At 73.3% G+C, this 24,645-nt stretch carries 18 protein-coding genes, 3 tRNA genes and 1 pseudogene; 9 read left to right on the top strand and 13 right to left on the bottom strand.

Annotated features, from left to right (window positions below):
* Nucleotides 1-21: 21 nt before the first annotated feature.
* The 4 genes and pseudogenes from OG295_RS22035 to OG295_RS22020 all read left to right on the top strand — a co-directional run bounded on the left by OG295_RS22035 (nucleotide 22) and on the right by OG295_RS22020 (nucleotide 1,876).
* Nucleotides 22-579 (top strand): NADPH-dependent FMN reductase, encoded by a 558-nt coding sequence (locus tag OG295_RS22035; protein ID WP_371678422.1) that lies wholly within the window; start codon nucleotides 22-24, stop codon nucleotides 577-579.
* Nucleotides 580-656: 77 nt separating this feature from the next.
* A complete protein-coding gene (locus OG295_RS22030; protein ID WP_266839198.1) occupies nucleotides 657-1,004 on the top strand; it encodes a hypothetical protein in 348 nt (115 codons plus the stop codon).
* Between the two features lie 204 nt (nucleotides 1,005-1,208).
* A pseudogene (locus OG295_RS22025) lies at nucleotides 1,209-1,812 on the top strand (bifunctional DNA primase/polymerase).
* Nucleotides 1,803-1,876 (top strand) — tRNA-Lys (locus OG295_RS22020). The pseudogene OG295_RS22025 and the gene OG295_RS22020 overlap by 10 nt, the downstream one beginning before the upstream one ends.
* 57 nt (nucleotides 1,877-1,933) lie before the next feature.
* Here the strand turns inward: OG295_RS22020 and OG295_RS22015 are convergent.
* A complete protein-coding gene (locus OG295_RS22015) occupies nucleotides 1,934-3,172 on the bottom strand; it encodes a M6 family metalloprotease domain-containing protein (protein ID WP_371678421.1) in 1,239 nt (412 codons plus the stop codon).
* Between the two features lie 368 nt (nucleotides 3,173-3,540).
* On the opposite strand from OG295_RS22015, the gene OG295_RS22010 reads away from it, so the two are divergent.
* The 3 genes from OG295_RS22010 to OG295_RS22000 all read left to right on the top strand — a co-directional run bounded on the left by OG295_RS22010 (nucleotide 3,541) and on the right by OG295_RS22000 (nucleotide 8,214).
* On the top strand, nucleotides 3,541-5,343 hold the full coding sequence (locus tag OG295_RS22010; RefSeq protein ID WP_371678420.1) for a putative bifunctional diguanylate cyclase/phosphodiesterase: 1,803 nt from the start codon (nucleotides 3,541-3,543) through the stop codon (nucleotides 5,341-5,343).
* Between the two features lie 91 nt (nucleotides 5,344-5,434).
* On the top strand, nucleotides 5,435-5,863 hold the full coding sequence (locus tag OG295_RS22005; RefSeq protein WP_371678419.1) for a hypothetical protein: 429 nt from the start codon (nucleotides 5,435-5,437) through the stop codon (nucleotides 5,861-5,863).
* On the top strand, nucleotides 5,860-8,214 hold the full coding sequence (locus OG295_RS22000) for a caspase domain-containing protein (RefSeq protein WP_371678418.1): 2,355 nt from the start codon (nucleotides 5,860-5,862) through the stop codon (nucleotides 8,212-8,214). Before OG295_RS22005 ends, OG295_RS22000 begins: the two co-directional genes overlap by 4 nt.
* Before the next feature lie 78 nt (nucleotides 8,215-8,292).
* Here the strand turns inward: OG295_RS22000 and OG295_RS21995 are convergent, their stop codons facing one another.
* Together OG295_RS21995 and OG295_RS21990 are read right to left on the bottom strand one after the other, a co-directional pair.
* On the bottom strand, nucleotides 8,293-9,987 hold the full coding sequence (locus OG295_RS21995) for a glycosyl hydrolase family 18 protein (RefSeq protein ID WP_371678417.1): 1,695 nt from the start codon (nucleotides 9,985-9,987) through the stop codon (nucleotides 8,293-8,295).
* A gap of 254 nt (nucleotides 9,988-10,241) precedes the next feature.
* Nucleotides 10,242-11,384, bottom strand: a complete 1,143-nt coding sequence (locus OG295_RS21990) for an LLM class flavin-dependent oxidoreductase (protein WP_371678416.1) — start codon at nucleotides 11,382-11,384, stop codon at nucleotides 10,242-10,244.
* Between the two features lie 229 nt (nucleotides 11,385-11,613).
* On the opposite strand from OG295_RS21990, the gene OG295_RS21985 reads away from it, so the two are divergent.
* A complete protein-coding gene (locus OG295_RS21985; RefSeq protein ID WP_371678415.1) occupies nucleotides 11,614-12,372 on the top strand; it encodes an IclR family transcriptional regulator in 759 nt (252 codons plus the stop codon).
* Between the two features lie 72 nt (nucleotides 12,373-12,444).
* Here the strand turns inward: OG295_RS21985 and OG295_RS21980 are convergent.
* The 5 genes from OG295_RS21980 to OG295_RS21960 all read right to left on the bottom strand — a co-directional run bounded on the left by OG295_RS21980 (nucleotide 12,445) and on the right by OG295_RS21960 (nucleotide 18,951).
* Nucleotides 12,445-12,518: transfer RNA gene (locus tag OG295_RS21980), tRNA-Lys, on the bottom strand.
* 48 nt (nucleotides 12,519-12,566) lie between these two features.
* Nucleotides 12,567-14,297, bottom strand: a complete 1,731-nt coding sequence (locus OG295_RS21975; protein ID WP_371678414.1) for an AMP-binding protein — start codon at nucleotides 14,295-14,297, stop codon at nucleotides 12,567-12,569.
* A 26-nt stretch (nucleotides 14,298-14,323) separates the two neighbouring features.
* The gene (locus OG295_RS21970; protein WP_345189315.1) at nucleotides 14,324-14,941 is read right to left on the bottom strand and encodes a lytic polysaccharide monooxygenase auxiliary activity family 9 protein; all 618 of its coding nucleotides are present in this window, start codon (nucleotides 14,939-14,941) and stop codon (nucleotides 14,324-14,326) included.
* A 168-nt stretch (nucleotides 14,942-15,109) separates the two neighbouring features.
* Nucleotides 15,110-17,611: an SPFH domain-containing protein gene (locus OG295_RS21965; protein ID WP_371678413.1), complete on the bottom strand. Its 2,502-nt coding sequence runs from the start codon at nucleotides 17,609-17,611 to the stop codon at nucleotides 15,110-15,112.
* A gap of 11 nt (nucleotides 17,612-17,622) precedes the next feature.
* Nucleotides 17,623-18,951: a peptidoglycan-binding protein gene (locus OG295_RS21960; protein ID WP_371681264.1), complete on the bottom strand. Its 1,329-nt coding sequence runs from the start codon at nucleotides 18,949-18,951 to the stop codon at nucleotides 17,623-17,625.
* A 228-nt stretch (nucleotides 18,952-19,179) separates the two neighbouring features.
* Between OG295_RS21960 and OG295_RS21955 the strand changes: the two genes are divergently transcribed.
* Nucleotides 19,180-19,253: transfer RNA gene (locus OG295_RS21955), tRNA-Lys, on the top strand.
* 85 nt (nucleotides 19,254-19,338) lie between these two features.
* On the opposite strand, the gene OG295_RS21950 is transcribed toward OG295_RS21955, so the two are convergent.
* From OG295_RS21950 to OG295_RS21930, 5 genes are all read right to left on the bottom strand, one after another.
* Nucleotides 19,339-20,001, bottom strand: a complete 663-nt coding sequence (locus OG295_RS21950; RefSeq protein ID WP_371678412.1) for a class F sortase — start codon at nucleotides 19,999-20,001, stop codon at nucleotides 19,339-19,341.
* Complete coding sequence (locus tag OG295_RS21945; RefSeq protein WP_371678411.1) at nucleotides 19,998-20,639, bottom strand: hypothetical protein; 642 nt, start codon at nucleotides 20,637-20,639, stop codon at nucleotides 19,998-20,000. The genes OG295_RS21950 and OG295_RS21945 overlap by 4 nt, the downstream gene beginning before the upstream one ends.
* Before the next feature lie 113 nt (nucleotides 20,640-20,752).
* Nucleotides 20,753-21,532, bottom strand: a complete 780-nt coding sequence (locus tag OG295_RS21940) for an HAD-IIA family hydrolase (RefSeq protein WP_285526357.1) — start codon at nucleotides 21,530-21,532, stop codon at nucleotides 20,753-20,755.
* Between the two features lie 133 nt (nucleotides 21,533-21,665).
* The gene (locus tag OG295_RS21935) at nucleotides 21,666-23,261 is read right to left on the bottom strand and encodes an alkaline phosphatase family protein (RefSeq protein WP_371678410.1); all 1,596 of its coding nucleotides are present in this window, start codon (nucleotides 23,259-23,261) and stop codon (nucleotides 21,666-21,668) included.
* A gap of 298 nt (nucleotides 23,262-23,559) precedes the next feature.
* Nucleotides 23,560-24,633, bottom strand: a complete 1,074-nt coding sequence (locus tag OG295_RS21930) for a 2-aminoethylphosphonate ABC transporter substrate-binding protein (RefSeq protein WP_371678409.1) — start codon at nucleotides 24,631-24,633, stop codon at nucleotides 23,560-23,562.
* Between the last annotated feature and the right edge of the window lie 12 nt (nucleotides 24,634-24,645).

The raw sequence follows: 24,645 nt of genomic DNA, 5'->3' as shown, positions 1-24,645 counted from the left end.
CACCCAACGGGAGTTCACACCATGACCCGCCTGCACGTCGTCTCCGCCGCCACCCGTCCCACCTCCAGCGGCCGCCCCCTCGCGCGCTGGATCGCCGACGAGGCCCGCGCGCACGGTGGCTTCGAGGTCACCCCGGTGGATCTGGCGGAGATCGCACTGCCCTTCCTGGACGAGCCGGAGTACGCCTCCACCGGGATATACGCCCACGCGCACACCCAGGAGTGGAGCGCGCTCGTCGACTCCGCGGACGCGTTCGTGTTCGTACTGCCGATGTACAACGGCTCCTTCACCGCCCCCTTCAAGAACGCCATCGACTTCCTCTACCGCGAGTGGCAGGGCAAGCCGGTCGGCCTGGTCAGCTACAGCGCGGGCCCCACGGGCGGCGCCCCGGCCGCCGAGATGCTGCTGCCGGTCCTGACCCGGCTCGGCATGCTGCCCGCCGAGCGCTCGGTCGCGATTCCGGGCATCAACGCGCTGCTCGGCGCCGAGGGGTTCGAGCCCACGGAGGGGCTGGCGGGCGAGCTGGCGGGCGTCTTCGAGGACGTCGCGGCCCTGGCCAAGGAGCCCGCCGCCGCCTGAACCGGCGGCACCCTTGCGCGACGCTGGACAATGGAGGGTGGCCCGGAGGATTTCGTACGCGCAGCAGGAGGACACGCATGTCAGAGCCCGAGCGGACCGAGCGGAGGCTGCGGCCGGCGCCGCTGCTCTTCGAGCCCTCGGAGGCCGCCACGGACCCGGAGCACTTCTTCGACCTGGAATCGATCGAGGACCCGCGTGAGCTGCTGGCCCGCGCCACCGAGCTGACCCTGGCCTTCCGGGCCGCGCAGGACAGAGCGGTGGAGTTCCAGGCCCTGGCGGCGGCCCAGCTGGCGGACCCGCGCCGCTTCGACCGGCTCTCGCCGCAGGCCATCGCCGAGGCGGCGGAGTGGACCGAGGACTACGCGCGCAAGATGATCGAGTTCGGCGAGGACCTCCAGCGCGGTGCCGGCCCCGACACCGCCTGAGCCCGCCCTGCACCGCCGTACAGCACCCCGCACCGTGCCCGGCGCCCCGCTTCCCGGCGGGCGCCGGGCGCGCGGCGTTCCGGGTGGCGTCGCCGCGCGCCCCCTGGCATATGCGCGGCGCAACATACTCCACCCCCGCCCGCCCTGTCCCGGTTTTCGGTAACTCCTGGGAACGGGAAGGCTACGCCCGGTAGACCTTGGCATATGACGACCCTGACGACGGCCGCAGGCTGCCCCGCACTCGAAGGCCTCGACGCGCGCACCGCGCCCGCCACCCAGGTCACCCCGCAGGGCGCCGCCTGGCTGGCCTCCGCCTCCGCCCACCCGGAGAACACCCTCGCGGCCTGGCAGGCCCGGCCCGCCGCACCGGCGGTCCTGCCCTGCGGGACCGCGTTCGACGTCGTCAACGTTCCGCTCGTGGTGGGCCGCCGGATGCTCGACCTGCTCTGGGAGCGGGGTCCCGGCTCCGGGCCCGCCGCCGTGCACCGCGGCCGGATGCTGCTCTTCGCCGCCCCCGGGACCGCGCAGCGGCTGCCGGCCCTGCTCGCCTGGGAGGAGTGGAGCCCGGCCGCGGCGGCCCCGCTCTGCCACGGCCACGGGGACGCCGTCACCGTGCCCCCGCTGTCCACCGGCCCCGGCTCCGCCTCCGGGCCGTCGCGCTGGCTGGTGGCACCCGACGCCCGGCGGCCCTGGCTCCCCGGGCCGGACTCCCTGCTCTGGGCGTTCCTGCACGCCGCCCGGCCCGGTATCGATTTTTCCTTCGGCCGGACCTGATGCTAATGTCTACCTCGTCAGCAAGCGCCGCTAGCTCAGTTGGTTAGAGCAGCTGACTCTTAATCAGCGGGTCCGGGGTTCGAGTCCCTGGCGGCGCACAGACGGAAGAAGGCCCCCGCTCAGCAGAGCGGGGGCCTTCTTCGTGTCCGCCGCCGTCAGGTCGTGATCTTCACCGTGTACGCGCCGGACTGCGTGCGGTCCGCCACCTCGATCGTGATCCGCTCGCCCGGCACCGTGAACGTCTCCCCGACCTCCAGCGGCGCGTCCGCCAGCGGCGGGTAGACCGAGCGGTCCCAGCAGGCCTCCGTGCGCGGATGCCCGTCCAGTACCTCGATCGGGCCGCCGCCGGAGGCCGCCTCGTTGCGGACCCGGTAGACCAGGACGCCCTCCGTGCAGGTGTCCCCGTCGTTGCCGGAGGAGCCCCGGGCCTCGACCGCGATCGCGCTGCCCGGACCCGTGCGGATCACCGCGAGCCTGGTCCCGCCCGTGCCGCCGCGCGGCGGGGCCTCCGAGAGCGGCTGGAGGGTGTGCAGCGAGGTACCGGAGCGCACGCAGTCGACCTGGGAGGGGTCCAGCCAGCCCAGCTTCCACTTGTGCCAGCCGAACAGGTCCGGGGCCATGCCGAACTGGCTGCCCATGACGTCCCAGTCGCCGACGTAGGTGTCCCAGTCGCCCTTGCCGTCCGTGGGCCGGTGGTAGAGGTCGGGCAGGTCGAAGACGTGCCCGGTCTCGTGGGCCAGCACGTTGCGGTCGGGCGGGTGGTGCTCGAAGACGGTGACGATCCGCCGCAGCTCCACGCCGTCAGCGGTGATCGGGCGGTCGAAGTTCACGACCTTGGTGGCGTCGGAGTCCACGCCGGGGGCGTTCGGGTCGGCGACGAAGTACACGACGTCGTACCGGGAGAAGTCGACCTGCGGGTCGGCGGCGGCGACCGCGTCCCGCAGGTAGGCCGCCCGGTCCTCGGGGGCCCAGTCGCGCCGTATCCCGTAGGCGGCCGACGGCCGGGGCATCTGGACCCACCGCTCCTGCGGGTGCGGGACCAGGCGGAACCGGCCGTAGGAGGCCCGCTGGAAGAAGTCGCTCGTCGCCGGGAAGTAGTCGGAGGTCAGGTCCGCCGGGGAGACGGCCGGCCGGTGGTCGGGGAAGGAGAGGAAGACCAGCACCGCGTTGAGCTCGCGCTCGGGCTTGGGGTAGGCCCGGTTCCAGCTGTCCAGACCGAGGGAGTGGTGCGCGGCCGTGCGCGTCAGCGCGCAGGGTCCGCCGGTCCGGGAATCGGCCACCGCGGGACCCGCCACGAGCGACATCGCGGCGAGTGCCGTCAGGGAGGTGAGGGCGGCGGCCGTGCTGCGCATGCGGGAGCGGTCCACTCCCCCGGGTGTCTGCTGTGGCGGCACATCGACCTCCGGTGGTGGATTCGTACCCTCTCATCCACCTTGAGGCGATTGTCTTACTAATGCCCTGTTCCGCTGCCCCACATGAGTGAGCGGTACGGCAAGTCGGTGACCCGCCGACTTGACGCGCCCGCCTACGGAACGTCACGTCCGATCACGTGAGATCAATGACGGCACTCGCGCGCTCACAGGCGCGCAGAAACGATCACCCGGATCATGCTCGACGCTCCGTCAGCACACCGTCCGCAGGGCGTCATCATGCCGACGGGCCGCGCCCCGCACGGCGACGCCGCTGGATAGGGCCTCCCGGCAGCCTCTATGATCGGCACACTTTCCTGCACGGACACTCACGAACACTGCGGGAGCCAAGGGTGAGCGCAACCTCAGAAGGAACCGGTTCGGCGGCCGACAGCATCCGATCGACCCTTACGGAGCGTCACCCCGCGGTGCCTGCCTCGCCGCGCGACTACCGGGCCGCCTTCGACGCGGCGCACCTCGCCATGGCCCTCGTCGGCCGTGACGGCGAGGTCATCGCCGCCAACCGCGCCCTCGCCGGGCTGCTGGGCGGCGAGCCGGACGCGCTCGCCGGGCAGCGCGCCGCCGACCTGGTGGACCTGGCGGCCGAGGCCCGTACCTGGCAGGCCTACCAGGAGGTGCTGCGCGGACGCCAGGCCCGGCTGCGCTGCACGCGCCGCCTCAAACACCCCGACGGGCACTCGCTGTGGACCGAGGTCACGCTGGGGCCCGTGGCCGGCACCCCGGACGTCCTGCTGTCCGTCGCCGACATCAGCGACCGGCGCGACCTCCAGGCCCGCCTGCGCCACCTCCAGATGCACGACCCGGTGACCCGGCTGCCCAACCGGGCCCTGTTCTTCGAACGGCTCTCCGCCGCCCTGGAGTCCCCGTACGAGCAGGGCGGCACCGGCCGGATCGGACTGTGCTACCTCGACCTCGACGGGTTCAAGGCCGTCAACGACACCCTGGGCCACCGGGTCGGCGACCGGCTGCTGACCGCCGTCGCGGCCCGGCTGACGCAGTGCGCCGACCAGTCCGGGTACGGGCGCACGGGCGGGCACCTCGTGGCCCGGCTCGGCGGCGACGAGTTCGCGCTGCTGGTCGAGGACTCCACCGGCACCGAGCAGCTCGCGGACCTGGCGGGGAGCGTACTGGCCGCCGTACAGGAGCCCTTCGACCTGGCCGGGCAGCGGTTGTCGGTGTCCGCGTCGATCGGCGTGGTGGAACGGGACGCGGCCGGCACCTCGGCGACGGGGCTGATGCAGGCGGCGGACACCACCCTGTACTGGGCGAAGGCGGACGGCAAGGCCCGCTGGACCCTCTTCGACCCGGAGCGCAACGCGCACCGCATGACGCGGCAGGCGCTGTCCTCGACGCTGCGGCCGGCCGTGGAGCGGGGCGAGTTCGAGCTGGAGTACCAGCCCCTGGTGGATCTGGAGAGCGGAGCCGTGCGCGGGGTGGAGGCCCTGGTCCGCTGGAACCACCCGCAGTTCGGCACGCTCACGCCGAATCGGTTCATCGGGATCGCCGAAGAGGACGGCTCCATCGTCCAGTTGGGCCGGTGGGTGCTGGGCACGGCCTGCCGCCAGGCCCGGCGCTGGCAGATCGAACAGCCCAGCGACGCGCCGGTGTTCGTCTCGGTGAACGTGGCCGTGCGCCAGGTGTGGGACTCCGACCTGGTCGGCGACGTGGCGGAGATCCTCGCCGAGACCGGACTGGCCCCGCAGCTGCTCCAGCTGGAACTGACCGAGTCGGCCGTGATGGGCTCCGCCGGGCGGCCGCTCCAGGCCCTTCAGGCGCTGAGCGACATGGGCGTGCGGATCGCCATCGACGACTTCGGCACCGGGTACTCGAACCTGGCCTATCTGAGCCGGCTCCCGGTGTCGGTGCTGAAGCTGGACGGCTCCTTCGTACGGGGCTTCCGCTACGAGGAGGGCTCCCATCCCAACCCGGCCGACGAGACCATCGTGGAGGCCCTGGTCCAGCTCGCGCACCGGCTGGGCCTGACGGTCACCGCCGAGTGCGTGGAGACCGCCGGCCAGGCCGCCCGGCTGCGCCGCGTCGGCTGCGACACGGGCCAGGGCTGGCTCTACTCCCGCGCGGTCCCGCCCGACCGCATCGCCGAGATGATCGGCGGCCGCCCCGTGGCCGACGGCTGAGCCGTGCGCCCCGGACCGGGTGGTGCCAGACTGGAGACCGGGGTACCGCGCCACTGACGGGCGAAACGGGAGCCATCCGGGGCGATCAGTCGTGACCAGACGAGTACGGATCACTGTCGGGCATGCGGACGGCCGCGCGGACGACGAGACGGAGTCGCTGCAACGCGAGGTGGACGTCCTGCGCGAGGACCTGCTCCTGCTGGACGTGGAGCAGGTGACGCGTCAGGACGGCGGTCCGGCTCCGGGCGGTACGCGCGGCGCGGCAACGGATCTGGTCAACGTCCTCCTGGTGAGCCTGCCGCCCGCGCTGCCGCTGCTGTCGAACCTGGTCGGTGTCGTCAGGGAGTGGCTCGGACGCACCGGCACCTCACGCCACGTCGTCCTGGAGATCGACGGAAACCGTCTGGAGCTGACCGGTGTCCGCAGCGAGGAGCAGCGACGCCTGACCGACCTGTGGATCGCGCGCATCTCCCGGCCGGACACCGGCGAGCCGGGGCAGGAGCAGGAGCAGGACTCATGACCAGGCCGGGCAGACATGCGCTGGTCGTGGTGACCAGCAGGTACGAGGACGCGGGACTGGGTGCGCTGCGGGCACCGGCGAAGGACGCGGCCGGACTCGCCGAGGTGCTCGGTGACACCTCCGTGGGCGATTTCGACGTGGAGGTGCTGACCGACCCCACCGTCCAGCGACTGCGCCTCGCGGTGGAGGACTTCTTCGCGGACAGGTCCACCAAGGACACCCTGCTGCTGCACTTCTCGTGCCACGGGGTGAAGAACGCCGCGGGCAAACTCTTCCTCGCCGCGTCCGACACCTACCGCGCCCGCCTGGCCGCGACCGCGATACCGGCCGAGTACGTGAGCACTCTGATGCTGGAGAGCCGCGCCCAGCGTGCGGTCCTCTTCCTGGACTGCTGCTACGCCGGAGCGTTCGAGAGGGGGATGCTCACCCGGGCGGGCTCCCAGGTCCAGGTCCAGGAGAGCTTCCACGACCTGGAACGCACCGGCGGCAAGCGCGGACGCGCGGTCTTCACCGCTTCCAGCGCCCTGGAGTACGCCTTCGAGGGCGACCAGCCGGTGTCCGGCGGCAAGCCGGGGGCCGGGGACGGACCGTCACTGTTCACGGGTGCCCTGGTGGAGGGCCTGCGCACCGGTGAGGCCGACCTCGACCACGACGGAGAGGTCGGCATGTCCGAGCTGGCGGACTACGTCAACGAGCGGATCCGGGAACGGACCCCGCACCAGACCCCGCAGCTGTGGCTGTTCGGCAGCCAGGGCGACCTGCCCATCGCCCACACCGGTCGGCGGCGGGCCGTCGCCGCGGACCTCCCGATCCCACTCGCCGACGCCGTCCGCTCCGACAGCCGGGAGCGGAAACTGTGGTCGGTCGAGGACCTGGGCACGCTGTTGTGCGGCCCGGACGTGGGCGTGGCGCTCGCCGCCCACGCGGCACTGTCCGAGCTCGCCGCCGATGACAGCCGCCGGGTGGCCGAGCGTGCCTCCCGCGCCCTGTCCCTGGCCTCCCCCGGGGTCGACACCCCGGCGGTGGAGGTGGGGCCGGCCGAGACGGCCGTCGTCCGGGTGACGGGCCCCCCGATCGTCCTCGCCACGCTGGAGGCCAGGACGGACCCGTGGCTGAAGGTCCGGTACCTCGACACCGGCATCGAGCTGGTGCCGGAGCCGGAGGGGCGGGGGCGGCACGAGGGGACGGTCCAGCTGCGGACCGTGACGGGCGAACTGGCGATCGCCGTGGCGACGGGAACGGAGACGGAGGCCGATCCCGAGGCCGGGACGGGGACCACCGCGGAGGCCGGGAGCGCCGAGCCGGAGACGCTGAGGAAGCCGGAGGAGCCGGAGGAGCCGGAGGAGCCGGAGAAGCAGCAGGGGCCGGACGAGACGTCGCCGCCGGAGACGGCGGAGACGGCGGAGACGGCGGAGACGCGTACGGCCGCGGCGGCGCGGAAGAAGGCCGGGACCCGAGTGGCCGCGGCTTCCTCCCTCAACCCGTGGCCCTTCCCGCTCGCGGCCGTCGCGATGGTGCTGGCGCTGGCCCTGCCCTTCTACGAGAAGATCGACAAGCGCGAGTTCCCCATGTGGCTCGGGTCGCCGGCGCACTGGTACTGGCCGCTGGGAGGGGCGGGCCCGATCATGCTCGTGCTGACGCTCCTGAGCGCCGGCACCTGCGCCACGGCCGGCATCCTCGTCCTGCGCCGCTCCCCCGCCCTGCGGCGGCCGGCACTGAGCCGGTGGTGCCGGGCGCTGGCGGCGGTGTGCGTCTGCGCGATGGTGACGCTGTGGTTCGCCGCCTCCGTCGTCCGGGCCGACTTCGACGCCGGCCTGGGCTTCCCGGCCTTCGTCGTGGGCAGCCTGCTCCAGGCGTGGGGCGCCGCGCAGCTCGGGCCGGACCGGCGCGCTGCCGTCACGGGCGGGACGGACCACGCCGATGCCCGCTCGCTGCGGCCGTGCACGCTCGCGGCCGTCATCATGACCCTGGTGCTGCCGATTCCCCTGGGCTCGGGCGGCCCGGCCTGGCAGCTCACCATACTGCTGGAATGGAGGGGTGCCCGCCAGGTGGCGTGCGCCGTCATCCTGGTGAGCGCGGTCGCCAGTGTGGCGGTCGCCGTCTACGCCTGGAGCGGCCACGCGGTCGCCCGGATGCCCGGAGTGCTCTGGAGTTACAGCGCCGTGGCCCTGCTGACCCTGGGGGCGACGATCTACTTCTGGACGGTGCTCGGGGGTGAGGCTGGCTTCGGCCAGTACCTCCTCACCCTGGGCTGCGCCGTGCAGCTCTGGGCCGCGGCCGCCCTCTGGCTCGACAGACCTTCCGCCGTCCGACGCCGTTGGCCCGCGCACGGCCCCCTGGGCGCGCACTGACCGGGCCCGGACCACCGCCGCCCCCTGCCCGAGTCGGGCAGGGGGGCGGCGGGTCGCTCGGCGCGGGGTGGGGGGAGATCAGCAGGCGCCGAGGTCCTTCCAGACGCCCCACTGGCCCGTGGTGCCCGGCGTCTCGTTCTGCGTCCACCACTGGGCCTGCCACTTGTGGCCGCCGTACGAGACCTGGCTGCCGCCGGTGTAGACGGTGCCGGCGACGTAGGCCGGGACGGAGCCGCAGCCGGCCGGCGGGGTCGTCGGCGGGGTGGTCGGCGGGGTCGTGGGAGGCGTGGTGGGAGGCGTCGTCGGCGGGGTGGTCGGCGGCTGCGTGGTGCCGCCGAGGGCGTCCGAGATCTGGTTGAGCAGGGTGGTCTTGTCGTCCAGGCCGAGCAGGGAGTACATCATCGCGCCGGCCAGGCCGCGCTGCTTGCCGTAGTCGACCCGGGCCTGGACGGCCTTCTGGTTCAGGCCGGTGAAGAACTCGCCGTCCTTGTAGAAGTACGCGGCCTTGGCCTGGTCGTCCCAGAAGGTGGTCGCCGGGTTGTCGACGATCCCGCCGAGCTCCTTGTAGTTGGCGATGCCGGCCTGCTGGCTGGTGGGGCGGGCGCCGGAGGGGCCGGTGGCGGTCTGCGCGAGGCCGTTGGCCGCCCCGGCGGGGACGCCCTTCCAGCCGCGGTAGTAGAACTCGTAGCCCAGGGTCAGCTTGTTGGCGGGGAAGCCGCCGGTGATGCCGTAGGCCGGGTTGCCGTCGATCCAGGAGTCGATGGCGTTGTCGATGCTGTACTTCTGGGTGCCCGGCGCGATCGGGTCGGTCGGGTCGCCCGCCGGGGAGTACAGCGGGGACTGGTGGTACGTCGGGCCGTCGCCGTCCCAGGCGCCGTGCATGTCGTACGTCATGATGTTCGCGTAGTCGAGGTACGCGCCGATCTTGTCCGTCTCGATGTACTTGATCTTGTCCTGGCCGGCCGGGAGCGCCGCCGTCAGCAGGTACTTCTTGCCGCCGTTGGCCTGCCCGTAGGCGTCGAGCTGGTCGCGGAACTCCTTGAGCAGCAGCGTGAAGTTCTGCTTGTCCTCGGGGGCGTAGTGGTTGCCGAGGTGGCCGCCGGAGGAACCGGGGTACTCCCAGTCGATGTCGATGCCGTCGAAGATCCCGGCCGCCGCGCCGGCGCCGCCGAAGCCGCCGTCGACCGGCAGGTTGCCCTTGATGTACTGGTCGATGCAGGAGGAGACCAGCTTCTTGCGGGAGGCGTCGGTCTTGGCCGCGTCGCTGAAGTACTTGGAGTACGTCCAGCCGCCGATCGAGATGTTGATCTTCAGGTGGGGGTACTTCGCCTTCAGCTGCTTGAACTGGTTGAAGACGCCCACGATCGGCTGGTCCCACTTGTCGGCGACGCCGCTGACGCTGTCGGCCGCGCTGAAGGACTTCTGGTAATCGGCGTACGAGTCGCCCGCGCCGTCACCGGCGTTGGGGTTGTTGTCGTCGCCCGCCGCCTTGTTCGCCTCGAAACAGGTGAGGTTGGTGGGGTGGATGTTGCCGAACGAGTAGTTGATCACGTCCAGCTTGCCCGCGATGCCCCGGGTGTCGAGGTGCTTGGGGTAGAAGGCGTTGCCGTACACGCTCCACTGGTCGTAGTAGGCGATCTTCACGCCGCCGCTGCTCGCGGTGGCGGAGGCGTCGGCCGCCTGGGCGGTGCCGAGTCCCGCGAAGGTGGCCAGCGCTCCGGCTGCCAGCGCGGCCGTGGCGGCGGCCGCGATGAGGGGTTTACGGATGTGCATGAACTGCCTCCGGGGGGTGGGAGGGGGGAGCATCAGCTTCAGGTGAGAGAAGTGATAGCGATCACCCCGCGCCCCAGTCAATGGTTTGGACCAAAGAAGGACTTGACCACTGCGCGGACAAATCCGCTCGTCAGAGGGGTGAGGGCACATCAAAAACCGCCCGCCACCCCGGGTGACGAGCGGTTTAAGGCTGCCTTAGGTCATGCTCCGGCAGGGTTTCGGCAACAAACCAGCCAAACCCCGTTCTCCCGCGCTCAAGCCGGAGTCGACCCCTGGGTCGGCATCCCGTACGCATCTGCGACGAGCCCGTACGAGCGCAGCCGGGCGTCCCCGCCGTGGGCGTTGGCGGTCAGCATCAGCTCGTCCGCGCCCGTCCGCTTCACCAGGGCGTCGAGCCCCGAGCGGACCTCGTCGGGGGTGCCGTGCACGATGTTGGACAGCCAGCTGTCCACGAACTCCCGCTCCAGCGGGGTGAAGGGGTACGCGGCCGCCTCCCGCGGCGTCGGCACGAGCCCGGGGCGGCCGCTGCGCAGCCGCAGCATCGACAGCGCGCCGGTGAGCACCTGGGCGCGGGCCTCCTCCTCGGTGTCGGCGGCGAGCGCCGAGACCCCGATGAGGGCGTACGGGGCGTCCAGCACCTCGGAGGGCCGGAAGCTCTGGCGGTAGAGGTCGAGGGCGGGCAGCGTCCCGGCGGCCGAGAAGTGGTGGGCGTACGCGAAGGGCAGGCCCAGCTCGCCCGCGAGGCGGGCGCTGAAGCCGGAGGAGCCGAGCAGCCAGATCGGCGGCCGGCCGGCCGGACCCTGCACCGGGCCGGGCACGGCGTGCACCCGGGCGTACGGGTGGCCGTCGGGGAAGTCGTCGTCGAGGAAGCGGGTCAGCTCCGCGAGCCGGCGGGGGAAGTCGTCCGCGGCCTCGTCCGGCCGTCCGGGCCCGCGCAGCGCCGCCGCCGTACGGGGGTCGGTGCCGGGCGCCCGGCCGAGCCCGAGGTCGACCCGGCCCGGGGCGAAGGCCTCCAGGGTGCCGAACTGTTCGGCCACCGCGAGCGGGGCGTGGTTGGGCAGCATGACCCCGCCGGAGCCGAGCCGGATCCGGGAGGTGTGGGCGGCGAGGTGGGCCAGGATCACGGCCGGGGAGGAACTGGCCACCCCGGGCATGGAGTGGTGCTCGGCGACCCAGTGGCGGTGGTAGCCGCGGGATTCCGCGAGCCGGGAGATCTCCACGCTGGTGCGCAGGGACGCGGCGGCGGTGCTGCCGCTGCCGACGGTGACCAGGTCGAGCACCGACAGCGGCACCGGCGCCTCGCCCCGTACGGTGCCGCGGACCGGATCCATGCCGCCCGCGTCCCCGCCGCCCGCCCCGCCGCCCGCCCCGCGGTCCGCATCCCCGGTGTCGCTCATCGTCGCTCCCGTCCCGTTCGATTCGTCCGTACGAAGAACTCGAACCGTCGGCGCTCCCCCGGCATTCCCGGCGCGGTGGGCCAGTGGCATGCCACTGGCATATGCCGGACGAGTAGGGCCAGGCAGAGGGACCCGATCGAGCCATCAATCTGCCCAACAGGCGCTCCGGAAGGGCCTTTTGGTGGCTATCGTGAAGAGGCAAGTGGTAACGACCTGGTAGGGGGAGACCGTGGCTCTGAAGCCCGAGCCGACCGCGCCGTTCCATTCGGTGCAGTACGCCCTGCGCGTGCTCGAAACGATCTCGCGGCACACCGGCGGTGTGACCGACGCGCAGCTCGCGCGCGAGACCGGCCTGCCCGCGGCCCATCTCGCCCCGATGCTGCTGATGCTGCGGCGCGAGGGGTACGTCCTCCAGGTCTCCGACGGGGCCTACGTCATAGGCGACTCCCTGGTGCTGCTCGGCTCCGGCGTCGACCGGCAGCGGGCGCTCCAGGAGAAGCTCCAGGACACCCTGGACCGGCTGCGCGATTCGGTCGGCGCGGCCGTCTACATCAGCCGTTACGTCGACGGTGAGGTCCGCATCACACAGTTCGCGGACAGCCCCCGCACCCCGAAGGTGCACGAGTGGGTCGACTTCCGCTCGGCGGCGCACGCCAGCGCGGTCGGCAAGTGCCTGCTCACCCAGCTCGACCAGGACGGGCGGCGTGACCACCTCTCCCGTCACAAGATCGCCCGGCTCACCTCGAAGACGATCGTGAACGAGCGGATCCTCTTCTCCAGGCTGGACAGCCACCCGGCCACCGTGCCCGTGCTGGACCTGCAGGAGTACGCGGTGGGGACGGTCTGCGCGGCCGTTCCGATCACCGCCGGGGCCGCCGTGGGCTGCCTGGCCCTGTCGATGCCGGTCGAGCACGCCCACCGGCTGCGGGCCGCCGCCGACGCCCTGAACCGGAAGGCCGCGCCGCTGCTGCTGTCGCTCGCACTGTGAGGACGGGCGGAAAAGCCCGGGAAAGCACTTCGGGCGGTTCCCGGTGAGACCGGAAACCGCCCGAAGTTCAGGTGCGCCGCCAGGGACTCGAACCCCGGACCCGCTGATTAAGAGTCAGCTGCTCTAACCAACTGAGCTAGCGGCGCCTGCTGACAGAGAAAATACTACCTGCTCCCGGGGGGTGCTCCAAACCATCACCCCCGGTCCAGCAGCTCCCGGCGCCCCCGGTCCTCGTACGCCGCCAGCAGCGTGGCCAGGGACTCCGCGTCGAGCGGGCGGTAGCCGGCGCCGGTGCGGTGCCAGACGGGGGCGGGCCGGGAGGCGTCCACGGGCGGGGGCAGGAAGCCGGCCCGGCGCAGGGCGACCCGGTGGATCTTGTTCGTGGCGGTGACGGGCAGGGCGTCGAGGACCCGCAGGTAGCGCGGGGCCATCTTCGTGCCGAGGTCCGGCTGGGCGGCGAGGAAGGCCGCGAAGGCGTCCGGGTCGAAGGAGGTCCCCTCGCGCAGCGCCAGGGCGGCCATGACCTGGTCCCCGGCGACCTCGTCCGGGACGGCGTACACGGCGACGGCAGCCGCCGCGTCCCAGCGGGCCAGGATGCTCTCGATCACCGCGGCGGCCAGGTTCTCGCTGTCGACCCGCAGCCGGTCGTCGGTGCGGCCGGCGAAGTAGAGGAAGCCGTCGGGGTCCCGGAAGAAGAGGTCGCCGGTCCAGTACCAGCCCTCGCGGGTGCGGGCGGCCTCGGCGGCCGGATTGCGCCAGTAGCCCTCGAAGAGGCTGCGGCCGCGGTTGACCAGTTCGCCGATGGCCTCGGCGCCGTTGGTCAGACGGCCGTAGGCGTCGAGGACGGCCGCGGGGCATTCGAGGCCGGTCTCCGGGTCGATCACGGCGAGGTCGTCCCCGGCGGCGGCCCGGCCGAGCGCGCCCTGCGGGGTGTCCGGGGTCCGCTGGACGGAGGCGCCGCCCTCGGTGGCCCCGTAGCCCTCCACCAGGCGGACCCCGAAGCGTTCGGCGAAGCGCGCCGCGTCCACCGCTCCGGCCTCGGTGCCGAAGCCGAGGCGCAGGGGGTGCGCGCGGTCGTCGGGGCGGGGGGCGGTGGCCAGGAGGTACTGGACGGCCCGGCCGACGTAGGTGAAGTAGGTGGCCCCGTAGGCGCGGACGTCGTCCAGGAAGGCGGAGGCCGAGAAGCGGGGGCGCAGGGCGACGGCGGCCCCGCCGCAGAGGGCGGGGAGCCAGTCGGCGATGACGGCGTTGCCGTGGAAGAGCGGCATGCAGACGTAGTGGACGTCGTCCGGGCCCACCCGGAAGGCGCGGGCCAGGGAGTGGCCGGCGGCGGCGAGCCGGCCCTGGCTGCATATCGCGGCCTTGGGGGCTCCGGTGGATCCGGAGGTGAAGTAGAGGAGCAGCCGGCTGCCGGGACCGGGCGGACGGACGGTCGCCTCGCCGGGCCCGGCGTCCGCGTACGGGGCGAGCAGGGCGGCGTAGGACTCGGTGCCGGTGACCAGGATCCGTACGCCGGGCAGGTCGAGGCCGCGCAGCAGTGGCAGGTGGGCGGGCTCGGTGACCAGGATCCGGCAGTCGGTGTGCAGGATGTCGCGGGCCAGCTCCGGGCCGCGCCGGGTGGGGTTGATCCCGGCGACGGCGGCCCCGGCGAGGGCCGCCGCACCGAGCCAGAAGGGGAACTCGGGGGTGTTGTCGAGCAGCACCCCCACGTGCGGCTCCGCCCCCGGCGGCAGGAGGTCGACGAGGAGCGCGGCGCGGGCGGCGGCCTCCCGGGCGGTCCGGTGGCGGCTGAGGACGGCGGGCGGGACGCCGTGGGCCGCGTCGGCCCCGTACATCAGCCCGGCCCGGGGGTCGCCCCAGTGGCGCGCGATGAGCTCCGCGATGGTCTCGGGCGCCTCGGCATCGGGAGCAGTCGTCGTCCGCATGCCGCCGGAGGTTAGCTGACGTTACGTCAGAACTGAACGTCGGAGCAGGAGTAGAAGGCCATCGGGGTGTCGTTGACGGTCCAGACGGCGAGGATCATATGCCGTCCGCTCTTGCCGGCGGGCATGGTGCCGCGGTGGATGGTCGTCATGTCCGGGCGGCCGCCGTTGTAGGGCACGACGAGGAAGGGCTGGGGGTCGAGCGAGGCCCGGGTCAGCGGCTTGGTGGGGTCCCAGCCGTTCTTGGTGACGTAGTACTTGAAGTCGGTCGTGGAGTGGTTCGCGGTGAACTGCCAGCGGAAGTCGAAGCTCTGGCCGGAGGTGACGCCGGTGGCGGGCCACTTGCCCCCGCGCGGGTCGTCGAGCTGCGCGAACTCGCTGTGGCCGCCGGAACATATCTGGCCGTCGGCCGGGCCGGCCGCCGGGAAGCCCTTGTAGCCCTCGACGCTCTGGGGCTCCCACTGGATGGGGCCGCAGTCCGCGACGGTCTTGTTGGCGCAGAGCTTCTGGCGGCTGATGGGGGTGTCGGTGTAGCCGTGGCCGCTGGCGGAGGGGGCGCTCAGCAGGGTGACGGCGGCGAGCAGGCCGACGCCGAGGGCGGCGGCGCCGGCCCGGCCGGGCCGTGCGGGCATGCGGAAGGAACGCATGGTGCTCCTTGGGCGTGGGGGGGCGGGAAGGGGAGCCGTGCGCGCGCGTGGGGATGACTCCAGGTCTAGACCAAGTCCCACAGTATTGACGGGAGTTGGCCATGTCTATACCAATGAGAAAACGGGTGGTCCGGTCACAACCGGCCACCCGTTTGCCCGTCACGCGTGTTACTGGTCACCACGCCCGGTGTAGAAGGCGACGGTGAGGTCCTTCACCAGAGCCTTGCGCTCGTAGTCGTCGAGCTCGACGATCCCGCGCGAGGTGAGGCGGTGGACGGTGTCGTCCACCGCGTCGACCACCGCGGTCAGGACGGCGTCCCGGTGCTTGGCGTCGATCGCGGCGACCCGGCGTCGGCGCATCGCCTCCGCGACCTCCGGGGCGTACTCGATCCGGGTGGGCTGTGCCGAGAACACCTCGATCCCGACGGCCTCCGTCTCGGCCGCCAGCATCCGGGTCAGCGCGTCGCCGACGGCCTCGGCGTCGCGCAGGGTCGGGGCGTCCTCGTGGAAGGCGTCGGCGGGGAGCTGGGACAGCACCCGGGCCATGGCCGACTCGACCTGCTCGGCGAGGTAGTCGGTGTGGTCCTCGACGGCGAGGGTCGCCCGGGCGGTGTCCTTGACCTGCCAGACGACCTGGACGACCACCTGGAGGGCGAGGCCGCCGGAGTCGACGGCCGGCATGGGCTCGCTGCGCCAGTGCCGCAGGCGCACGTCGATCCGCTGGCGCAGCAGGAGCGGGCTGATCCAGGTCAGGCCGGTACGGCGGACCGTGCCTCGGTAGCGCCCGAAGAGGGTGAGCACCCAGGCGTGGCCGGCCCGGGCGCGGCCGAGGCCGCCGAGTGCGAGGAGGGCCACGATCCCGAGGAGGGCGAGCGGGGGCCAGTGCGCGGCGTGCAGTCCGCGGTAGGCGCGGGGGGCCGCGCCGAACGCGGCCACCAGGGGGGCGGGGACGACCCCGGCCCGCCAGAGCACGGCCGTGCAGCCGGAGAGGGCGAGGCCGCCGATGATCACGGCGATCCAGCCGGGCAGCACGGGGCCGCGGTGCTCGCGGAGCCGGTCGTCGCCGCGGGGGACGCGGCGCCCGGCGGGGGGCCGCGCGGCCGGGCGGCGGGCCGCCGGGCGGAGGTCCCGCGGGGGCTCGGGGGGACGGTGGTGCGCGCGGAAGGGGAGGTGGACGGGGACGTCGGTGACGGCGGTGCCGTGCGGGGGGCGCAGGAGGGGGATGTCCAGCGTGTCCCCCTCCCCTCTCGCGCCCCGGGCGCCCTGGGTCGCGTCCATGCCGCGGGCTACGGCCTGGGCGACGATCTCGGCCACGCCGGGGCCGGGAACGCCGGTTCCCTGCGGGGCGGGGTGCGGGATCCCGGGCTCGGGCTCCTTCGCCGTCGCGGCCGCGGTCTCGGTTTCGGGCTCGGTCTCGGTTTCGGGCTCGGCCTCGGTGTCCGCCTCGGCGCGGGCCGCCGGTACGTCGCCCCGCGCGGGCGGCCACCCGGCGTCGACCCACCGGCCCTGCCGGGGGGCGGACCCGTCGGCGTGCCCCGCCGGGACGGGGTACCGCTCCGGGTCGGCCGGGTGGACCGCGTACGGCTCCGCCACCGGGTCGGCCGCCCGGACGGGGCGGACCGCCGCCACGGCTTCCGGTTCCGCCGGTTGCGCGGCCGGGAGCGCGGGCTCGGCGTCGGCCGGGTGCACGGCCCGTACGGGGTGCGGCTCTTCCGGGCCGGCCGGGCGTCCCACCACCGGCTCGGTACCGGCGACCCGGGCGGAGGGCGGGTCCGCGGGGTGGGTGTGGCGGCCCGCCGGTACGGCCACGGGCCCCGACGGGGGCGCGGTCCTGTGCGCCGAGGCCGCGTCGGCCGGTCGGGCGGACCACGCGGGGTACGGCTCCTGGGCCCCGGCCGGACCGGCCGACGCCACCAGCCCGGGATCGGCCGCCAGGGCGGCGCCGGACGGCCCGACGGGCTCCGGCCGCTCCGGGTGCCCGGCCCGGAACGCCGGCTCGGGGGCGGAGGGGAACGCCGGCCGGGCGGAGTGCGGCTCCTCCGGCCCCGCCGGGCGGCCCACCACCACGGCCTCGGGGGTGACCCACCGGCCGGGGTGCCCCGCCGCCACCGGTTCGGGGCCGGGGGCGGGGGACGGGTCGGCCTCCCGGGGGGAGCGGGCCGCACCGGCGGCGGCCGGGACGGGGTGGGCGGCCGGGGGCGTCGGCTCCGGCCCGCCGGCCGCCGGGGCCGGGTAGGCCGCCGAGGCCGGGTAGGGAACCTGGGCCGGGTGGGGAACCTGGGCCGGGTGGGCCGTCAGATCCGGACGGCTGGCCGGGCCCTGGTGGAACGCCGCGGCCGGGTAGGCGACCTGGGCCGGGTGGGCCGCCGGGTCCGGGCGGCCGGCCGGGTCCGGGCCCTGGTGAGCCGCCGGGGCCGCGTAGGCGGCCGGGCCCGGGTGAGCCGTCGGGTCCGGGTCGGCCGTCGGGGTTGGCCCGAGGGGCGGCTCGGGGGTGGGCGGGTGCGCCGGGCCCGCAGGCCGCGGGCCCGGCGTCGGCTCGGGGCCGACGGCGCGCTGCGGCTCCACGCCCGGGGTCGTGCCCCAGGTCCGGTGGGTGGCGGCAACGGGCGTGGGGCGGCGCGACGAGGGGTGGAAGGTGCCCGTCGTGAACGTGGTGCGCGTGGGGTACATCGTTGCCTCCGTCATGCGAACAGCCGGCGCCAGGTTTCCGGGCCCGGGTAGCCGTTGGCCGAGGCGCCGCGCCAGCCCTGGGCGCGCTGGAAGGCCTCGACGCTGCGGCGGTCGGCCTCGCTCCAGCGGGGGCCGGGGCCGGACGTGTAGTACTTGCCGAAGCCCTTCTCCCTCAGCCGGCGGCCCAGGGCGGTGATCGCCGCATGGGACTGCCCCGGCCGGAAGAACGCGGCCCCCGGGTACGCGGGCACCCCGGCGGGACCCGGACTGCCGGCCCGCGTGGGCGGGATGTCCTTGCCCTGGCTCTGCACCAGCAGCCGCCAGGTGTGCTCGCCCGGGATGCCGTCGGCGTCGGCGCCCTTCCAGCCCTGCGCCTGCTGGAAGGCCTGGGTGGCCAGCCGGTCGGCATCGCTCCACTTGGTGTGGGCGCCCTTGGGGTAGAAGCGCAGGGCGCCGCGCCCGATCAGCATCTTGCCGAGTTCGGCCACGTACGGGTTGTCGGCCCCGGGCCCGAACTTCGCGACGCCCGGAAAGGCGGTCGCGGCCGGCTGGATGGGGGCGGGCGCGGGCTCCTCCGGGCCGACGCCGCCGGTCACGCCGTTGAACCGGTACGGGAGGTACTTCTCGGCGTTGGTCCAGTACCCGTACGGCGTGGGCTGCTTCCGCGTCGTCGGGGGGGTCTGCTCGTAGGCGACGTAGTGCGTGCGCGTCTCGTCGACCCAGCCGCCGAAGAGGACCACGTGCGAGCCCTTGTTCGGGTCCGCCGGGTTGTGGAAGAGCAGCATGTCCCCCGGCAGCAGCTCCTCCTTCGTGATCCGGGTGGCGAAGGTGTCGAGGCTGCCGGTCCACTCGTTCGTACCCAGGTTCCAGGCCATGGAGACGTAGCCCGAGCAGTCCTGCCGGTAGCCGTCCGTCCAGTACTCGGACATGCTGTAGGGGACCTTGGCCTCCAGCCACAGCTTCGCCCGGTTGATGATCGTCGTGCGGTCGATGCGCCGTACGAGGGCGGGAGCGCCGGGCCGGCCGGCGGGGTGTCCGGCCGCGGGACGTCCGTGCAGCGGGGCCCGGCCGCCCTGCGGGGTGTCCGACCCGTCCCGCGCCACCGGCCCGGGGCCGGGCACCGGCTTGGCCGCGGCCAGTGCGGCCGACCCACCACCGCCGAGGACCACGCCGGCGGCGGTGGCCAGCACCAGCGCCCGGCGGGCTCCGCGTACGGCGGGGTGGCCGCCGTCGCGCCGCCCTATGGCCCGCCCGCGCGCGAGGGCGCGGCGCCGCTGCGCGCACCCCAGGCACGCGCAGTCGCCCGCGGGCTCGTACTCCTCGAACGCCGGCGCCGGCATCGCCGTCGGCATCGGCACATGCACCGGAGGCTGCATCGTCATGCGGTTCCGTCCGCTCCCCTAGTCGTCCAGTGGTCGACCGCACACGTATCTGGCGGGACGTCAGATTCGGCTCGGCCCAGACATATCGTGCACGACAAACCCCCCAAACATGGGTTAATCGGACAACGCGGGCGCGGCTGGTCACGAGCACCGCCGCAGGTGGGGTAGAGTTTTCCCTGTCACCAAGCGCCGCTAGCTCAGTTGGTTAGAGCAGCTGACTCTTAATCAGCGGGTCCGGGGTTCGAGTCCCTGGCGGCGCACAGACAAGAAGAAGTCCCCCGCAGCGAAAGCTGCGGGGGACTTCTTCGTTTACTTCGGCGCGCCGGGCACGGCCCGGTCCGGGCGCTAGGCGGGTGCGGTCGGCTTGGTTCCGGCGCCCGTCAGGTAGGCGGAGACCACCACGTTCGCCGAGTACTGCCGGGCCGCCTTGTCGTAGGTGCCGCCGCAGGTGACCAGGCGCAGTTCGGCGCGGCCCTTGACCCGCGGCCCGTACGCCTTGTGCGGGTCGAAGCCCGCGCGCTCGTAGACCCGTACGTCCTCCACGGTGAACTCCGCGATCGTGCCGTCCGCCCGGGCCACGCGGATCTTCTCCCCCGGCCGCAGGGTGCTCAGGCCGAAGAACACGGCGGGCTTGGACCTGGTGTCCACGTGTCCCACCATCAGCGCGGTCCCGGCCGCCCCGGGCGCGGGGCCCGCGCCCCACCAGCCGACCGTTCCGGGGAGCTCGTACGGCGGCGGCTCGACCGCCCCGTCGGCGTCCAGGCCCCGCGCGATCACCGGCGCCTGGACGCCCATGGCCGGTACGTCGATCCGCGCGGGCATCGCCGCCGACAGCGGTACCCGTGGGGCCGGCAGGCCCGGCCCCACCGGCCCGCCGGCCCCGCCGGGCGCGGCGGCGGGCGGGACCCCGGTGATCTCCTTGCCCCACACCCACAGCACGAGGACCAGCACCGACCAGGCGGCGAAGGTCAGCAGCCGGCCCCCCGGGGAGGCCTTGGCCTCGCTCATTCGCCGTTGCGGCGGCGGCGCAGGGTCAGTGCCCGCCCGGCGACCGCCAGGCTGGCGGCCGCGGCCAGCACGGCGCCGATGACGGTCTGCGACAGTCCGGGCCCGTCCCCGCCGTGGCTCTTCTTGGTGGCCGCGGCGAGCCGGGTGGTCTCGGCGACCTGGGCGGCCATCCCGCCGCCGCCCGCGTGGACGGGCCAGACCGGCGAGTGGTGGGGGTCGGGGCGGTGGTCGCGCTCGCGGATCTCGATGGAGCCGCGCAGACCGTCGTCGCGGCCGCCGTCGCGGCCGTCGCCGTCACGACCGCCGTCGCGGCCCGCGCACTTCACCTTGATCTCGTGCCAGCCGGGCCGGGCGTGGGAGCTGATCATCGTCTCGCCGTAGAGGGTGCGGCGGTCGTCGCGGCCGGACGTCAGGTGGGCCTCGGAGACGAAGACCGGGGAGAGGGCGATCGCCCGGTCGCCGTCACAGCCACGGACGCGGATCTTGACCTGCGCCCCCGGTTCGGCCGGATTCGGGTCCGCCGAGACGCCGCCGCGGTCCCACTCGTTCGCGAGCGCGGCTGGGACGGTCACGGCGGTGCTCGCCGTCAGGACGACGGCCACCCCGGCGACACGGAGTGCGATCAGAGAACTGCGCATGGTGAACCTCCTCGACAAGGAGATTCACGCGCGACGCGCCGCTCCGCATCCGGAGCGGCGCTCTCTTGGCCCGTATGTGTCAGCCGTTCGCACCAACGGACCGCGCGACGGCCCTAAACCAGGTCCACCAGGTCGGCGATGGAGTCCACCGTCTTCGTCGGGCGGTACGGGAACTTCTCGGTGTCCTCGACCGAGGTCAGGCCGGTCAGCACGAGGAAGGTCTGCATGCCCGCCTCCAGCCCGGCCAGGACGTCGGTGTCCATCCGGTCGCCGATCATCGCGCTGCTCTCGGAGTGCGCGCCGATGGCGTTCAGGCCCGTGCGCATCATCAGCGGGTTGGGCTTGCCCGCGAAGTACGGCTGCTTGCCGGTCGCCTTGGTGATCAGCGCGGCGACCGCACCCGTGGCCGGGAGCGGGCCCTCGGTGGAGGGACCGGTCTCGTCGGGGTTGGTGCAGATGAAGCGGGCGCCGGCGTTGATCAGCCGGACGGCCTTGGTCATGGCCTCGAAGCTGTACGTGCGGGTCTCGCCGAGGACCACGTAGTCGGGCTGGTGGTCGGTGAGGATGTAGCCGATGTCGTGGAGCGCGGTGGTCAGGCCCGCCTCGCCGATGACGTACGCCGTACCGCCCGGCCGCTGGTCGTCGAGGAACTTGGCGGTGGCCAGCGCCGAGGTCCAGATGTTCTCGACGGGCACGTCCAGACCCATGCGGCTCAGCCGGGCCTGGAGGTCGCGCGGGGTGTAGATGGAGTTGTTCGTCAGCACCAGGAAGGGCTTGCCCGACTCGCGCAGCCGCTTGATGAAGGCATCCGCGCCGGGGATCGGGGTGCCCTCGTGGATGAGGACCCCGTCCATGTCGGTGAGCCAGGATTCGATCGGCTTGCGCTCTGCCACGGGACTGTTCTCCGCTCTGCGGGGCCTCTGACCTCGGGGGCCTCTGGTCTGTACCACCCTAGCGGCCGGGGGCCGTGGACGCGGAGGGCGTCCACGGCCCGGACGGCCGTCCCGCGGTGCGGGCCCGGGCGGGTCAGCCCAGGGTCACGTCGTCGACGGTCCAGAACCAGTTGTTGGTGCCGCTGTAGCGGAAGCGGACCTGGACGTCGGTGGCGCCGGCCGGGACCTGGAGGGCGATGGACTCGCCCTTGGCCACGGCGTCGGCGGTGTAGTTCTTCACGACGGTCGCGGCGCCGCCGTTGTAGGAGACGAGGACCTGTGCGGTCTGGCCGGCCTCGTGGCGGTAGTGCGTCTGGAAGGCGAGGGTGCGCGTGGTGCCGCCGGTGACCGCCCACTTGGGGGTGACGAGGGTGGAGTCGAAGGTGCCGGTGTGGCTCTTGTCGTCGGAGTCGGCGACGGCGAAGACGTCACGGGAGCGGACGTTCAGCTCGCGCCACTGGTCCCGCTGCGACTGGCTCCAGAACTCGTCGGTGGCGAAGGCCCATCCGGCCCACTCGGTGACGCCGCCGCTGCCCATCTTCGAGTTGTCGACCGACCAGCCGGCGGGCGGGGTGTGCGTGAAGCCCTTGGTGGCGGCCGGGATGCCGGTCTCGTCCACGCGGGCCTGGAGGCCCGGGCGCAGGGTGTCGAAGGGGTCGCTGCCGGGGCTGGTCAGCGGGACGCCGTCGGTCCCGGCGGCGGTGACCCCGACCTGGGCGAGCGCGGTGGCGGCGACGTCGACGAGCTTGACGTCGGTGCGGACCGAACCGGCGGGGATGCCGGCGCCCTTGGCGATGACGAAGGTGCCGCGCTCCTGGAGGGTGGAGCCGCCGTGGCCGCCCGCGTCGGTGTGGCCGTGGTCGGTGGTCACCAGGACCTTCCAGTTCTCCTGGGCGTAGGTCGGGCGGTTCTGGACGGCGGTGAGGAGCTTGCCGACCAGGGTGTCCACGCGGCCGATGGCGTTCAGGTACTCCTGGCCGGCGGCGCCGGAGGTGTGGCCCGCGTGGTCGATCTCGCCGAGGTAGACGAAGGCGGCGTCCGGGTTCTGGTTCTGGAGCTCGGCGGCGGCAGCGGCGGCGATCTTCGGGTCCTCGCTGCCGTAGCCGTCGCGGTCGCCCTTGAGGCTGAGGCGCTTGTCGACCTCGGCGGAGAAGATCGGGCCGTTCTGGTCGGTGGAGGCGATGGGTTCCCAGTCGGCGGCGGCGTAGGTGTTGAGCGCCGGCTTGGCGTTCTCGATGCGGGTCAGGAAGTCCGGGTAGGCGCCGTAGTTCTTGCCGGTGAAGGAGTTGTCCTTGACGCCGTGCTTGTCGGGCCAGACGCCGGTGGCGATGGTGGACCAGCCGGGGCCGGAGGAGGTGGCGGCCATCGGGCTCGCGTAGAGGGTGCTGCGGGCGGTGAGGCCCTGGGCCATCAGCCCTTGCAGGTTGGGGGCGTTGGCGGCCTTGACGCGGTCGAGGACCGTACCGTCGATGCCGATCACGAGCACCTTGTCGGTGGTGGCGGCGGCCTTGGGGACTGCGGCGGTCTTGGGGGCCGCGGCGGCCTCGGCGGCGGCGGCCTCGGCCGCGGCCTTGGGGGTGGCGGGGGGCTGCGGGGCGGCGAGGGCGGTGGTGGCGCCGAGGGCGGTGGCGAGCAGGGCCGTGGCGGTGGCGGCCACGGCGAGGGTCCGTCCGGACAGGACAGGGGACACGTACTCCTCCAGGAGCAAGTGGGCAGACGGGGGCGCGGAGCGTGGCGCTGAGCGGTGCGGGGGTGCCGGGCGGTGCAGGGGTGCAGGGGTGCAGAGGTGCTGGGGTGCAGAGGTGCAGGGGTGCTGGGCGGCGCGGGAGTGCCGGGCGGTGCGGCGCGGTGGTGGTGCGGGGCCGCTCGGTGGTGCGGAGGGGCGGGCGCGCGGAGGGTCCGGGCCGAGGGGCCTCGTGGGCACCTTCGGTCCAGACCCGTTATGCGCTCGTCACTCTTCCGGTCGTGGGTGACCGGGAGGTGTCGGATCAGCTGCCGGTCGCCGACTTCCACGCGTCGACGTAGCCGGTGAGGTTCTTGTCGATGTCGGCCCAGTCCGGCTCGAAGACCTCGACCCCACCCATGATCTTGGTGAGTTCGACGGCGTTGGCGTCGGTCGGCTTCACGTCCGTACGGGCCGGGAAGCCTCCGCCGACCTCGCTGACCAGCTTCTGGGCGTCCTCGGAGAGCAGGTAGTCGAGGAGCTTCTTGCCGTTCTCGGTGTGCGGGGCCTTGTCGACGAGTCCGGCCGCGTACGGGAGGGCGAAGGTGGTGGGCTTGCCGCCGTCCTTGGCGGGGAACCAGATGCCGAGGTTCGGCATGGACTTGGACTGCGCGAAGTTCATCTGGACGTCGCCGTTCGCGACGAGCAGCTCGCCCTTGTCGGTCTTGGGCGCGAGCTTGCTGGTGGAGGAGGACGGGCCGACGTTGTTGGCCTGGAGCTTCTTGAGGTACTCCATCGCCGGCTCCTTGCCGCCGAAGTCGTGCATGGCCTTGATCAGTACGGCCGTGCCGTCGCCCGCGACACCCGGGGTGGAGTACTGCAGCTTGCCCTTGTACTTGCCGTCCAGCAGCTCCTCCCAGGTCTTGGGGGCCGCGGTCAGTTCCTTCTTGTCGTAGACGAACCCGAAGTAGTTGTTGACGACGGAGGTCCACTTGCCGTCGGCGGACTTGTCCCCGCCGTTGACCTTGTCGGAGCCCTGCGGCTCGTACGCCTGGAGGAGGCCCTTGCCGTCGGCCTGCTGGATGAAGGGGGGCAGGGTGACGAGCACGTCGGCCTGGGTGTTGGTCTTCTCGCGGACGGCGCGCTGCACCATCTCGCCGGACCCGCCCTCGACGTACTTGACCTCGATGCCGGTCTTCTTGGTGAACTCGGCGAAGACCTTGTCGTACCAGCCGTCGCCCTTGTCGCCCTTGAGGCCGTCGGCGCTGTAGACGGTGACGACCTTCTCGCCACCCTTGGAGCCGGCGGTCGCGGCGCCGCCGCAGGCGGTGAGGCAGACGGCGAGGGCGAGGCTGCCCGTGACGGAGGCGGTGACGCGGAGCAGGAGCTTGCTGGGCATGGAACTTCCTTA

The organism is Streptomyces sp. NBC_01276, from assembly GCF_041435355.1.
Taxonomy (GTDB): domain Bacteria; phylum Actinomycetota; class Actinomycetes; order Streptomycetales; family Streptomycetaceae; genus Streptomyces.
This window is presented reverse-complemented; position numbering and strand designations above follow the sequence as displayed.

Bases quoted from the DNA above. Each gene is read 5' to 3' on its own strand.
- OG295_RS22035 (WP_371678422.1), top strand. From the start codon at position 22: ATGACCCGCCTGCACGTCGTCTCCGCCGCCACCCGTCCCACCTCCAGC.
- OG295_RS22030 (WP_266839198.1), top strand. From the start codon at position 657: ATGTCAGAGCCCGAGCGGACCGAGCGGAGGCTGCGGCCGGCGCCGCTG.
- OG295_RS22000 (WP_371678418.1), top strand. From the start codon at position 5,860: ATGACCAGGCCGGGCAGACATGCGCTGGTCGTGGTGACCAGCAGGTAC.
- OG295_RS21995 (WP_371678417.1), bottom strand. From the start codon at position 9,987: ATGCACATCCGTAAACCCCTCATCGCGGCCGCCGCCACGGCCGCGCTG.
- OG295_RS21990 (WP_371678416.1), bottom strand. From the start codon at position 11,384: ATGAGCGACACCGGGGATGCGGACCGCGGGGCGGGCGGCGGGGCGGGC.
- OG295_RS21975 (WP_371678414.1), bottom strand. From the start codon at position 14,297: ATGCGGACGACGACTGCTCCCGATGCCGAGGCGCCCGAGACCATCGCG.
- OG295_RS21970 (WP_345189315.1), bottom strand. From the start codon at position 14,941: ATGCGTTCCTTCCGCATGCCCGCACGGCCCGGCCGGGCCGGCGCCGCC.
- OG295_RS21965 (WP_371678413.1), bottom strand. From the start codon at position 17,611: ATGTACCCCACGCGCACCACGTTCACGACGGGCACCTTCCACCCCTCG.
- OG295_RS21960 (WP_371681264.1), bottom strand. From the start codon at position 18,951: ATGCCGGCGCCGGCGTTCGAGGAGTACGAGCCCGCGGGCGACTGCGCG.
- OG295_RS21950 (WP_371678412.1), bottom strand. From the start codon at position 20,001: ATGAGCGAGGCCAAGGCCTCCCCGGGGGGCCGGCTGCTGACCTTCGCC.
- OG295_RS21945 (WP_371678411.1), bottom strand. From the start codon at position 20,639: ATGCGCAGTTCTCTGATCGCACTCCGTGTCGCCGGGGTGGCCGTCGTC.
- OG295_RS21930 (WP_371678409.1), bottom strand. From the start codon at position 24,633: ATGCCCAGCAAGCTCCTGCTCCGCGTCACCGCCTCCGTCACGGGCAGC.